The 13,056-nt window shown below is 34.2% G+C and carries 11 protein-coding genes and 1 riboswitch; of the genes, 6 read left to right on the top strand and 5 right to left on the bottom strand.

Annotation, left to right across the window (positions count from 1 at the left end):
* Window positions 1–29 precede the first annotated feature (29 nt).
* The 3 genes from A9D35_RS00180 to A9D35_RS00170 are packed head-to-tail and all read right to left on the bottom strand — an operon-like array spanning window position 30 to window position 3,004.
* Window positions 30–824 carry an ABC transporter ATP-binding protein gene (locus A9D35_RS00180; protein WP_066217609.1) on the bottom strand — a complete coding sequence of 265 codons (795 nt, stop codon included), beginning with the start codon at window positions 822–824 and terminating at the stop codon, window positions 30–32.
* Window positions 824–1,852, bottom strand: coding sequence for a FecCD family ABC transporter permease (locus A9D35_RS00175; RefSeq protein ID WP_066217606.1), 1,029 nt, complete (start codon window positions 1,850–1,852; stop codon window positions 824–826). Before A9D35_RS00175 ends, A9D35_RS00180 begins: the two co-directional genes overlap by 1 nt.
* Window positions 1,853–3,004 (bottom strand): ABC transporter substrate-binding protein, encoded by a 1,152-nt coding sequence (locus tag A9D35_RS00170; RefSeq protein ID WP_066217603.1) that lies wholly within the window; start codon window positions 3,002–3,004, stop codon window positions 1,853–1,855. It abuts the gene before it with no gap.
* A 209-nt stretch (window positions 3,005–3,213) separates the two neighbouring features.
* Window positions 3,214–3,428: riboswitch (cobalamin riboswitch) on the top strand.
* Between the two features lie 30 nt (window positions 3,429–3,458).
* On the opposite strand from A9D35_RS00170, the gene A9D35_RS00165 reads away from it, so the two are divergent.
* From A9D35_RS00165 to ppnP, 4 genes are all read left to right on the top strand, one after another.
* Entirely contained in the window at window positions 3,459–5,084 is a 1,626-nt protein-coding gene (locus A9D35_RS00165; protein ID WP_262487469.1) for a TonB-dependent receptor plug domain-containing protein, read from the top strand.
* Entirely contained in the window at window positions 5,075–5,290 is a 216-nt protein-coding gene (locus A9D35_RS19350; RefSeq protein ID WP_262487468.1) for a TonB-dependent receptor, read from the top strand. Before A9D35_RS00165 ends, A9D35_RS19350 begins: the two co-directional genes overlap by 10 nt.
* A 10-nt stretch (window positions 5,291–5,300) precedes the next feature.
* Window positions 5,301–6,371 carry a DUF5074 domain-containing protein gene (locus A9D35_RS00160; protein ID WP_066217601.1) on the top strand — a complete coding sequence of 357 codons (1,071 nt, stop codon included), beginning with the start codon at window positions 5,301–5,303 and terminating at the stop codon, window positions 6,369–6,371.
* 156 nt (window positions 6,372–6,527) lie between these two features.
* Window positions 6,528–6,809: a pyrimidine/purine nucleoside phosphorylase gene (ppnP, locus tag A9D35_RS00155; RefSeq protein WP_066217599.1), complete on the top strand. Its 282-nt coding sequence runs from the start codon at window positions 6,528–6,530 to the stop codon at window positions 6,807–6,809.
* Between the two features lie 164 nt (window positions 6,810–6,973).
* On the opposite strand, the gene glyA is transcribed toward ppnP, so the two are convergent.
* Window positions 6,974–8,248, bottom strand: coding sequence for a serine hydroxymethyltransferase (gene glyA / locus A9D35_RS00150; RefSeq protein WP_066225651.1), 1,275 nt, complete (start codon window positions 8,246–8,248; stop codon window positions 6,974–6,976).
* Between the two features lie 111 nt (window positions 8,249–8,359).
* Between glyA and fahA the strand changes: the two genes are divergently transcribed.
* The gene (gene fahA, locus A9D35_RS00145; RefSeq protein WP_066217596.1) at window positions 8,360–9,649 is read left to right on the top strand and encodes a fumarylacetoacetase; all 1,290 of its coding nucleotides are present in this window, start codon (window positions 8,360–8,362) and stop codon (window positions 9,647–9,649) included.
* A 221-nt stretch (window positions 9,650–9,870) separates the two neighbouring features.
* Here the strand turns inward: fahA and acs are convergent, their stop codons facing one another.
* On the bottom strand, window positions 9,871–11,778 hold the full coding sequence (gene acs / locus A9D35_RS00140) for an acetate--CoA ligase (RefSeq protein ID WP_066217593.1): 1,908 nt from the start codon (window positions 11,776–11,778) through the stop codon (window positions 9,871–9,873).
* A gap of 387 nt (window positions 11,779–12,165) precedes the next feature.
* On the opposite strand from acs, the gene A9D35_RS00135 reads away from it, so the two are divergent.
* A complete protein-coding gene (locus tag A9D35_RS00135; protein WP_066217591.1) occupies window positions 12,166–13,047 on the top strand; it encodes an AraC family transcriptional regulator in 882 nt (293 codons plus the stop codon).
* Window positions 13,048–13,056 lie beyond the last annotated feature (9 nt).

The following is a 13,056-nucleotide window of genomic DNA, read 5'->3' as shown; positions in this document are numbered from 1 at the left end:
AAATAGCTTGAAAACTAAAGAAACTTCGCCTATTTATTCACCCGAAAACTTCCTGTTGACGGATCAAACTTAATTAAATCGTCTGGGAATAATGTAGAAAACACCCCTTGTTCTATAAGGTTACATGGCGAATCTGAAACCACCCATTCTGGAGTCATCACTATCATTTTGTCACAAAGCTGAATGGCTAAATCAATTTCGTGAGACGAAAACAAAATGGTTTTTCCTGTTTCTTTGGTTAAGCGTTGAAGCAATTTTAAAACATAGGCTTTATGATACATATCTAGATGCGTGGTAGGTTCATCGAGAATAATCAAATCGGTATCTTGAGCTAAAGCGCGAGAAATCATCACTTTTTGAAGTTGGCCATCGCTTAATTCAAAACACTTTTTATGCTTTAAATGTTCAATATGCGTTAACTGCAACGCATTATTAATTTTTTCAACATCCAAGTCAGATAGGCTTCCAATCCAATTGGTATAAGGATGGCGCCCCAAGGCTACCAATTCGAAAACCGATAAATTTTTCGAGGTCAATTTTTCAGTAAATACAATGCTAAGCACTTGTGCTAAAGCTAGAGCATCATAAGTTACTACGGCTTTATTATTAATAAAAACTTGACCGCTTAAGGCTGGCTGTGTGTTAGTAAGTGTACGTAACATCGTAGATTTTCCTATACCATTACCTCCCACTAAGCTAACAAGTTCTCCTTTACCAAGGGTAATATTTATATGTTCCGCGATTATGGTTTTCTCCGATGTAGATCGATATCCAATGGTTAAATCTTCCGTTCTTAAAATTATATGTTTCTGATTTTCTTCCATTAAAACATTAAATTTCGTTTCCGTACTAATAACCAAATCACCATTGGAGCGCCTACCAACGAGGTAATTGCATTGATAGGTAATGTGTAATCGCTATTCGGAATTTGAGCAATCGTATCGCAAATCAACATAATAATAGCCCCAAATAGTACCACTGCCGGTAATAATATTTTATGATTAGACGTATTAAAAACCAAACGCGCAACATGCGGAATGGCCAAACCTATAAAAGCAATCGGCCCTGCGAACGCGGTAATCGTACCTGCCAATAAACTTGTTGCTAAAATAATATACAATCTGCTTCGCTTTAGGTGTAAGCCTAAACTTTTGGCATAATTTTCGCCTAATAACAAGGTATTTAAGGCTTTTACAGAAGCTAAACTTAAAACCAAACCAACACTATAAATGAGTCCAAAAACAAGGAGTTCTTGCCAAGATAAATTGCCTAAACTCCCAAAGCCCCAAAACACATAGCGCTGTAATTGTTCTGCCGAACTAAAATAAGATAACACACCTACAATGGCTCCTGTAATACTTGCAAACATGAGTCCTATAATTAAAATGGCCATGGTATCGCGAACCCTCGAAGACACAATAAGTACCGCCAACAAAACTAAAAAACTACCTAAACTGGCTGCAATAACCACACTCCATTTCGAAATTAAAATACCGGCAAATACACCTCCAAAAAGGCCCGACCCTAATATAACTAAAGCCACGCCTAAACTTGCCCCAGAGCTTATGCCTAAAACAAAAGGTCCGGCAAGAGGATTTCTAAATAATGTTTGCATTAAAAGGCCCGACACGCCCAATCCCGACCCTACTAATATGGCTGTAACAGCCTTTGGTAATCTATAATTTTGAATAATATAAGTCCATGATTCGTGAGATGAATGCGCAAAAACACTATTAATAACGCCTCGTATAGGAATAGAAACAGACCCCAAACTTATGTTGATAAAAAAGCAACATACAAGCAGTACAAAAAGCACAAAAAAGGCCTGTTTATATTTGGGTTGATTAGGCAATTAGTTTAGTTTTTGATAAAAATAAAGTTCGTAATCTGGAAGTAATTCTGGGTGACAAATTTTAATTAAATCTTTCAACACCAAGTCTGGTCTAGATTGACCCAATTCATAATACAAAACACCACCGGTTTCACCCTTAGTATTTGCCATGGTGTAGATTTGCTTAGCTTTAAATGCAGTAAATTTAGAATAATGTTGATTCGCCGTTTTTAAATCTTCTAAACTTGCATAAAACGACGGGTTTACCCAAATATCTGCCGCTTTTGCTTTATTAAAAACGGTTTCAAAATTAAGCGCTAAACTCCCTGCTCCTTGTGTGTTTTTCCATAAATAATTGGTATTCGCATCTTGTAGCAATTGGGCCTCGGCACTCGTCCCGTTAGGTAAATACCACACATCCTTATGCATAGCACCGCTTAAAATACTCGGCTTATCACTTACCGTAGCTGCTAATTTTTTAGCGTTTACATATTCGGTTTCTATAATATTATAAACCTGATCGGCTTGGGCTTCCTTTTTAAAAAGTACACCAAAAAGTTTTATCCATTCGGCTTTGGCTAGTGGAGATGTTTCCACCCAGTCGCCATTGTACATCACAGGAATATTTGCATTTTTTACTTGCTCTAAAGCGCGATTATTCCCATCTACACCAAAAGCCATTACTAACTCAGGTCGCAATTCTAACAACACCTCGGTATTTATACCTTCGTTTTTTCCAAGTTCCCGAATTTCATTATTATCTATACGATGTCTAATATGCTCTGAAGACACATATTGAGTGCCTGGAAAACCAACTAATTTATGCGCTTCATCTAACAATTCCAATCCTGGTAAATGTGTAGTAGATGTTACTACAATGCGCTCAATAGGAATTGGAATTACCGCCTCAAAATCGGATGATTTTAAATCTACCTTATCCTGAAAAGCTCTATCTACCAAAGCAAATTTATAGGTCTTTTCTGCTTTTGGCCACGGACTATAAATCTCTAAAACTTTGTAATTTTTATACGTTTTAACAGAAAATCCTTTAGCGTGTTTTAAAGGTAAATCAACACCTGGATCTTGAACTTCTTTAACTTGTTTTGCTTCGTTTTTACAACTGAAAACAAACACTAAAAAGACTAATAATAAAGATTTTAACTGTAAAGACATAGTTTAAATATTAATTAAAACGGACTGTAAAATGGTTTTTAAACACCGATAAGAATCAAGAATTTTAACATTAAAAACACTTCAAATGTAAGCATATAAATTTCAGTCAAAATAAAAATATTTATTTTTTTTGAAAGGTTATATCTGTCTCCTTACAAACTACTCTACAAAAAAAGTGGGATTTACATTCCAATAATAATAAAATCCTTATTTTTGCTGCGAATTTTGGTTCATATTACTTTAAGTGATGGATTAAATGGGAATTGAGTGCAAATCTCAAACTGTTCCCGCAACTGTAATCTTAGTTTTGCTTAGCAAAATGCTTGTTATTGATACTTCAACATACCACTGATTTTAATTTTAAATTGGGAAGGTGAATTAACAAGACGAAAGTCAGGAGACCTGCCAAATTCAGCATAAACGAACGGCTTTCGGGAAAAAGGTCTTAAGATATATGAAACAAAAACTATCACTCTATTTTTTAATTTCCTTGTGTTTTTCAGCAACTCTTGCTGCGCAAACCGATGCGGTTCAAAATTTAGAAGAAGTTTTAATCACCACCGACTCGCAACTAAAAACATTTAGTAATACTCAATCTATTTTAGTCTTATCGGATAGTATCATCTCAATAAATAAGCCCTCTTTAACTTCGCTTTTAAATTATAACACACCTATTTATTTTAAAGAAAATGGTTTGGGCATGGTATCCTCACCTTCTTTTAGAGGCACAACTGCGCAACAAACCGCTGTTATTTGGAATGGGATAAATATAAATTCTCAGCTTAACGGACAAACAGATTTTAACACCTTAAACACTTCAGATTTTAATGCGATTAGCGTAAGAAGTGGTGGCGGTAGTGTTATTTACGGGAGTGGTGCGATTGGCGGAAGTATTCATTTAAATAATGCATTCGACTATTCTGAAGGTTTTAAAAATACCATACATAGCCGTTACGGAAGTTTTAATACCCTATTATTTAATTATAAAAGTAACATAGTGGTAAATAATTTAAGCGCCAATATTAGTATTAGTAGAAACAGCTCAGATAACGATTATGAATTTGTAGATTCCGATAATTATAATCGCAACGGCGCCTATTACAATACCAGTTTAAATGCTAATATTAGTTATAGATTAAACACCAAAAATATACTAAAATTGTATAGTTATGCTTTTGATGGGGAGCGCCATTTTTCTTTAATTCTTCCTAATGAAACGCCTACTAAATATCAGGATTTTAATACCCGAAATTTAATTGAATGGAATGGGTTCTACAATAACATAATATCGAAATTGAAACTAGCTTATATTACCGAAGATTATAAATATTTCGATAATATAAATACCAACTCGAATGCTTTTGGGGGTGTAAACTCTATAATCGCAAAATACGATTTTACCTATACCCCTTCAGAAAAAATAACGCTTAATGCGATTGCCGATTATACACAAAACAAAGGTGAAGGCTCAAGCATAGATGATGAAAAACGACAAATAGCAAGTTTTAATCTTCTTTACAAGCATCAATTAACCACGTGGTTTTTATACGAATTAGGTTTCAGGCAAGAGCTTACAGATAGTTATAACAGTCCGTTTTTATATAATTTAGGCCTACAAATTCAAATTAGTTCGCCTTATTATATCACGATTAATGGGTCTAAAAATTTTAGAATTCCAACCTTTAACGATTTGTATTGGGAAGGCAGTGGTAATCCCGACTTAAAACCAGAAACATCCTATCAAGCAGAACTAGGAAATCATCTTAAATTTAAAAATATAAACCTGTCGTTAACCGCCTATTATAACGACATTACAAATATGATTAGATGGCTACCAAACGGTTCTAATTGGCAACCTATTAATACAGATCATGTAATTACCTACGGTTTAGAAGGACTCCTACAGTATACAAAAACATTTAACCAACATCAAATAACCGTTAATAGCACCTATGCGTACACGGTTTCAGAAAACCAAGCTACCAATAAACAACTTATTTATGTGCCTTATCATAAAGCAACTGCAAGTTTAGGTTATAGCTTTAAAAATATATCTGCTTTTATCAGTTTATGTATGTAGGAAACGTATTTACAACTACAGATAATATTTCAAAATATGAATTAGATGGCTATCAAATCTCAAATATCGGATTAGATTACACCTTCTGTAACACCTTTACTTTAGGAGGACAGCTTAATAATATATGGAACGAAAACTACCAAAGTGTTTCTAGTAGATATATGCCTGGACGAAATTATTCAATTTACTTAAATATAAATTTTTAATTATTACACTATGAAACAGATACACAAATTTTTTGCAGTTGCCTTAGTTAGTGCAGCTATGTTTAGCTCTTGTAGCAAAGACGATGACGATAATACACCCGATGTACCAAATGGCATTTACGACCATGGTTATTTTGTTTTAAACGAAGGACAATTTGGAAACCCTAGAACTTCTGGAGTTACATTTATAGGAGAAGATGGTTCTCAAGACAATGATATTTTTGAAAATGTGAACCCTACAGCTTCAGAACTTGGAGATGCTTTACAAAGTATGTTTTTTGATGATGACCATGCCTATATAATTTCGGGAGCCTCAAATCAAATTACAGTAGTAGACCGTTATTCTTTCGAATATATTGCAACTATAGATTCAGATCTTGCATCTCCTAGATATGGTGCTATTGCAGAAGGTAAGGCCTATGTAACCAACTCTAACGGATGGGATGATGGTTCAGACGACTTTGTTACAGTTATAGATTTAACAGATTATTCTACCTCTACATTTAATATGAAGAATGCAGAGCGTGTTATTGAAGACGATGACATGATCTATTTTGCTAATGGATATTTTGGTGCTGGAAACCGTGTTACGGTATTAGACCCAAATACAGAATCGACTACAGAAATTGATTTAGGTGAAGGAAATTCTCCTAATTCTCTTGAGGAAGAAGACGGAAGTTTATATGTTTTAACTAATAATGCCGTTTCAACTAGTTCTTCTATTTTTAAAATCAACTTAAGCACAAATACTATTGCTTTAAAAATTGATTTACCTGCAGAACTTCAAAATGCAAAACAATTACATATTGAAGATGACATTATGTATTTTACAAATGCAACTTCTGTATTTAAACTAAACACAAATGCCGACGAAAATTCTTTCGCTCAAGTGTTAGAATACGAATCAACTTCAGAATACGGAGCGATGTACGGGTTTGCTGTAGAAGATGATAAAATTTACATCGCAGATGCTGGTGATTTTGCTTCTGCCGGAACCACTTACGAATATTCGTTATCTGGATCATTAATAAATACCTATACTGTGGGTGTTGGTCCAAACGGATTCTATTTCAACGATTAATTCCCAAATGTATCATTTACAAAGAGAGATCGTCTAGAAAGCAATTTTTAGGCGATTTTTTATTTGTTGTCGTTAAGGAATTTTCGGTTTCTTGGCAGTTCTCTTGGCCTTAATAAAGCATTGTTATACTTTTAAGGTTCATTAAAACCATATATTATGATATCAAGCAACACCTACTTTGAAGGAAATGTAAAATCTTTAGGCTATCAATCGGCTACAGGAGCATCAACTTTAGGGGTTATGGAAGCTGGAACGTACGAATTTGCCACCAACAAACATGAAACCATGAATGTTATAGAAGGAAGTATGACCGTGTTATTACCAGAATCTAGCAATTGGGAAAATTTTAAAGCGGGAGAATCTTACGAGATCGATGCTAATAAAACGTTTCAAGTAAAGGTTTCAGAGCAAACCTCCTATTTATGTCAGTATAAATAAAAATGTAACCTGTATTAAATACGGTTACATATTTTTTTTCTAACACCCATAAAAAAGGGCTATCCTAAAAGTATTTAAAACCGTCATTCTGAATCATGTTCAGGTTGACGAAAATTTAAATTTTAGGACAGCCTTTTTATTTATATAAACTGTTTGTTATCTTTTTAAGATACAAATAACGGACGTTCTGCCATTAATGCATTTACTTTAGTTGCTACAGACGCTAAAACAGCATCATCTTCTAAGTTTACAATAACTTCGTCAACTAAATCAACAATAGTTTGCATATCGCTTTCTTTTAAACCTCTAGTTGTAATTGCGGCAGCACCAATACGAATACCTGAAGTTACAAAAGGTGATTTATCATCAAAAGGTACCATGTTTTTATTTACTGTAATATCTGCTTTCACCAAGGCTTCTTCAGCTTGTTTTCCAGAAACATTTTTATTTCTAAGGTCGATAAGCATCATGTGGTTATCTGTTCCTCCAGAAATAATATTATAACCTTTGGCTACAAATGCGTCTGCCATTGCCGATGCATTTTTCTTTACTTGTAGCATATAATTAAGGTAGTCGTCTGTAAGAGCTTCACCAAAAGCAATCGCCTTAGCGGCAATAATATGCTCTAATGGGCCTCCTTGGTTTCCTGGAAATACGGCAGAATCGAATAAAGAAGACATCTTTCTTAAACTTCCATTTTTAAGTTTTAATCCAAATGGGTTATCAAAATCTTCACCCATCATAATCATTCCTCCTCTTGGACCTCTTAAGGTTTTATGCGTTGTCGTTGTAACTACATGACAATGCGGAATTGGATCGTTTAAAATTCCTTTTGCAATTAATCCAGCAGGATGAGAAATATCGGCCATTAAAATTGCCCCTACACTATCTGCTATTTCACGGAAACGTTTAAAATCGATATCACGAGAATATGCTGAAGCACCAGCAATAATTAACTTAGGTTGCTCTTTTGTAGCTACCTTTTGAATTTTATCGTAGTTTAAAATTCCTGTTTCTTGGTCTACACCATAAAACGAAGGATTGTATAATTTTCCTGAAAAGTTTACCGGAGAACCGTGCGTTAAATGTCCACCATGAGAAAGATCGAAACCTAAAATTTTATCTCCAGGTTTTAAACAAGCCGCAAAAACAGCTGTGTTTGCCTGACTTCCAGAGTGTGGTTGTACGTTTACATAGGCCGCTCCAAAAAGAGCTTTTGCACGATCAATCGCGATTTGTTCTACCTCATCAACTACCTCACAGCCACCATAATAGCGCTTACCTGGGTAGCCTTCTGCGTATTTATTAGTTAAAACAGAACCTGCAGCTTCCATTACTTGGTCGCTTACAAAGTTTTCCGAAGCAATTAACTCTAAACCATGTAATTGGCGTTGTTTTTCGGCTTCTATTAATTCAAAAATTTGTTCGTCGCGTTGCATCATTATAATTATCGTTAAAAATTCCTCAAAAATAACAAATAGATTAGTTAAATACATCAAAAAACATATATTTGAATAGAATTTATTAAACAATTAACTAACAACAACGTTATGCAAATATCAGCCAACAATCCAGATCGTAAGACATGGCTACATGTCGACAAAAATTCGGATTTTCCTATTCAGAATATTCCTTTCGGTGTATTTCTTACCCGAGACGACATTATTACTATAGGAACCCGAATTGGAGATACGGCCATCGATCTTGGTGCCCTGCATCAATTAGGCTACTTTAACGATATTCCTTTAACAGACGATATATTTCTTCAAGATACTTTAAATGACTTTATTGCCGACGGTAGAAAAACTTGGAGAGCAGTACGTAATAGAATTGCCGAAATTTTTGATGCTGAAAACGATATTTTAAAAGATAATAAACAACATAAAGAAATTGTACTATTTCGTTTAGATGAAATAGAAATGCAACTGCCCGTTTTAATAGGAGATTATACCGATTTTTATTCAAGCATTGAACATGCCACAAATGTTGGGGCCATGTTTAGAGATCCTGAAAATGCCTTATTACCTAATTGGTTACATATACCTGTAGGATATCACGGAAGAAGTTCGTCTATTATTCCATCTGGAATTCCTATTCACAGACCACAAGGACAAACCTTACCTCCTGATGCTACAGAACCAGTATTTGGACCTTCAAAATTTGTTGATTTTGAATTAGAAATGGGGTTCATTACTACTGATGCTAATGATTTAGGAGAACCTATTCCAGCAAATGAAGCTGAAGAATATATTTTCGGACTAGTATTATTTAACGACTGGAGTGCTAGAGATATTCAGAGTTGGGAATATGTGCCTCTAGGACCATTTTTATCAAAGAATTTTGCTTCTTCTATGTCGCCATGGATTGTAACACTTGATGCTTTAGAACCATTTAGAGTTCAAGGTCCGAAACCTGTAAAAGCACAAATGCCTTATTTACAAACAAAAGGCAAAAAGAGTTTCGATATTAATTTAGAAGTTGCTATTCAACCTAAAACGGCAAAAGAAACTGTTGTTTGTCATTCTAATTTCAAATATATGTATTGGAATATGTCGCAACAATTAGCGCACCATACCATAAATGGTTGCCCAGTAAATTCTGGCGATTTAATGGGAAGTGGTACGATTTCTGGTCCAACTCCAGATTCTTTAGGGTCTATGCTAGAATTAACTTGGAGAGGTTCTAAACCCATAACTTTAAAAGACGGAACAGAACGTAAATTTATAAACGATTACGATACGGTGATCATGCGAGGGTATTGCGAAAATGATGGTACCCGAATTGGTTTCGGAGAAGTTAAAACCGAATTACTACCTGTATTTAAACCAAAGAAAAAGTAATATAAAGAAAAGAGGCTGTCATAAAAGAAGAGTTTTCGTCAACCTGAACTTGATTCAGGTTCTCACATAATTGGTTATCAATATCATGAGATTCTGAATCAAGTTCAGAATGACGGATTTTAATTCTTTTTGGACAGCCTCTTTTTTTGCTTTATCATCTCTACTTTTTAAGCCTTCAGCTATAATACGGTCTACATCTTTCTAGCCGGGACTTAAAAGTATTAAAGACTTTTATCTATAATATCTTGTACACATTCCGGATTTAACAAGGTACTTGTATCTCCTAAATTACTAAGATCGTTACTTGCTATTTTTCTAAGAATACGACGCATAATTTTTCCAGAGCGCGTTTTAGGTAGGCCATCTGTAAACTGAATCTTTTCTAATTTAGCAATAGCTCCAATACGATCTGTAATTAATTGGTTAATCTCGTTTCTTAAGTTATTCTGATCTCTAGACTCCCCAGTTTCTTTTAAAGTAACATACCCGTAAAGTGCATTTCCTTTTACATCGTGAGGGAATCCTACAATGGCAGATTCTGCAACTGCTGGATGTTCGTTTATGGCATCTTCTATAGGAGCCGTTCCTAAATTATGTCCAGAAACAATGATAACATCATCCACGCGACCAGTAATTCTGTAATATCCAACCTCGTCTCTTAAAGCGCCATCACCTGTAAAATACATATTTTCGAAGGCAGAAAAATAAGTGTCTTTATATCGGGCATGATCTCCCCAAATGGTACGAGCAATAGATGGCCAAGGAAACTTAATACACAAACGACCATCTACCTGATTGCCCTTAAGCTCTTCCCCAACCTCATCTAACAAGGCGGGTTGGATCCCTATAAATGGTAAGGTAGCATACGTTGGTTTTGTTGGTGTTACAAAAGGTATTGGTGTAATCATGATCCCTCCTGTTTCGGTTTGCCACCAAGTATCAACAATCGGACTTTTATGTTTTCCAATATTATCGTTATACCAGTGCCATGCTTCTTCGTTTATGGGTTCTCCTACAGACCCTAAAACTTTTAAAGATGATAAATCGCTGTTTTCAACAAAATTAATATTTTGTTTTCCTAAAGCTCGAATTGCTGTAGGAGCCGTATAAAATTGATTGACTTTATGTTTTTCTACAATTTGCCAGAATCTTCCGAAATCTGGATAATGAGGTACGCCTTCAAACATAAGTGTAGTTGCGCCGTTTGCTAATGGACCGTAAACAATATAACTATGTCCGGTAATCCAACCAATGTCTGCCGTACACCAGTACACATCGCCATCTTTATATTGAAATACATTTTTAAAAGTATAAGCGGTATATACCATATATCCTCCAGTGGTATGTACCATCCCTTTTGGTTTTCCGGTAGATCCCGATGTATATAGAATAAATAAAGGGTCTTCTGCGTTCATAATTTCGGGTTCACATACTGGAGATGCGGCATCTAATAAAGGTTGTAACCACTCATCGCGTCCTTCTTTCATGGTTATTTCCGAATTAATTCTATTCACCACCAAAACATGTTCTACACAAGGGCACGATTCTAAGCCACCATCTACGATACCTTTTAAATCGATAGTTTTAGAACCACGATAAGATCCATCTGCAGTAATTACCATTTTACACTCACTATCGTTTACACGAGAGGATAATGCTTTCGATGAAAATCCTGCAAAAACCACAGAGTGTATGGCTCCTATTCTAGCACAAGCCAAAAGTGAAATAGCTAATTCTGGAATCATGGGTAAATAAATACACACACGATCTCCCTTTTTAATTCCTTTACGCTTTAGCACATTAGCCATTTGGCAAACGCGATCATGTAATTGTTGATACGAAATATGTTCTGCGGGATCATTCGGGTCATTCGGTTCAAAAATAATAGCAGTTTTATCGCCTTTTGTTCTAAGGTGTCTGTCTATACAATTTTCGGTAATATTTAACTGGGCACCTTCAAACCATTTTATTTCTGGTTTCTTAAAATCCCAACTTAACACCTTATCCCATCGTTTACGCCACATAAAATGTTCTTCTGCAACTTCGGCCCAAAAATTTTCGGGTTCTCTAACCGATTTCCTGTAAACTTGATAATATTCTTCTAAATGTTTTATATGATAATTACTCATGCGATACTATGGTTTTAATTTTTAATACATTTTAGTTAGTGCTCTCCTAAAATATAAAAACTAATCGCATTATTAGCATTTTTTCTACTGATAACATAAAAATATCGCTAAATAATAATGAATTTACATATTAACAACTTTAAAGCCTTATTCGTAATATTTGACTACCCCATATTCAACCGAAACCTAGATAATTCCACACACCATATTATAAAATTGACAAATATTTAAAATACCTTATTTTTTTAACACTAACATTACGAATTTACCTAAAACAACATACTTAAACTACAAATATTATTGTATATTGTAATAATCACAATGTAATACCGAGTTTAAATCCTCTTTATTACAAATCGTTTCGTCTAACCAAACAAATTAACTATCATGTGTGAAAATATACATAGAGAATTAACGCTATTAAATCAGGATGAATTGTTTTTAATCATCAATAGATTAAAGAAGCAATTTAATTTCCCCATTCATTTTCATCCGGAATTAGAACTCAATTTTATACTAAACGGGAAAGGTATAAAACGTATTGTTGGTGATAATATTGAAGAGATAGACGATGTAGAATTAACCTTAATAGGGTCGAACGTAGAACATGGTTGGGAAATGCATCGTTGTAAAAGCAACGAAATAAAAGAAATTACCATTCAATTTCATAATTGGTTATTTACTGATAAAATTTTATCGACAAGCGTTTTTAAAAAAATTAAAGATTTATTATCTAAATCGAAAGAAGGCATACAATTTTCGAAAGAAACCGCCTTAAAGCTACAATCGAAAATTATGGCTTTAAAAAACACAAATACCATTGCAGACCACACACAATTATTAGATTTATTAGAAAGTTTAGCTCAAGAAAAAGACTATAGATTACTATCGCATAGCGATAATTTGGCTGGAGAATTTGAAAATAGCAAGAAGATTATGAAGATTAAAGATTATGTTGAAATGAATTTTCATACCAAAATCTCCCTAAACGAAATCTCTAACCTTATTAATATGAGTCCGAGTTCGTTTAACCGATTTATAAAGAAACGTACCGGAAAAACGTTTATTAATTATATTAACGATTTTAGAATTATCCACGCAACAAAATATTTAATTGAAACAGATTTAACCGTAAGCGAAATCTCGTTTAAATGTGGTTTCAATAATATTGCAAACTTTAATCGTGTTTTTAAGAAAAACAAAAACACTACGCCTAGTGAGTTTAGACACGAATATCGTAGTTTTAGTCGATTTGTATCTAACGGCTAAAGTTTATTT

The organism is Formosa haliotis (assembly GCF_001685485.1).
Lineage (GTDB): Bacteria > Bacteroidota > Bacteroidia > Flavobacteriales > Flavobacteriaceae > Formosa > Formosa haliotis.
The sequence above is the reverse complement of the archived record's forward strand: the minus strand, read 5'-3'. Positions and strand labels throughout refer to the sequence as shown.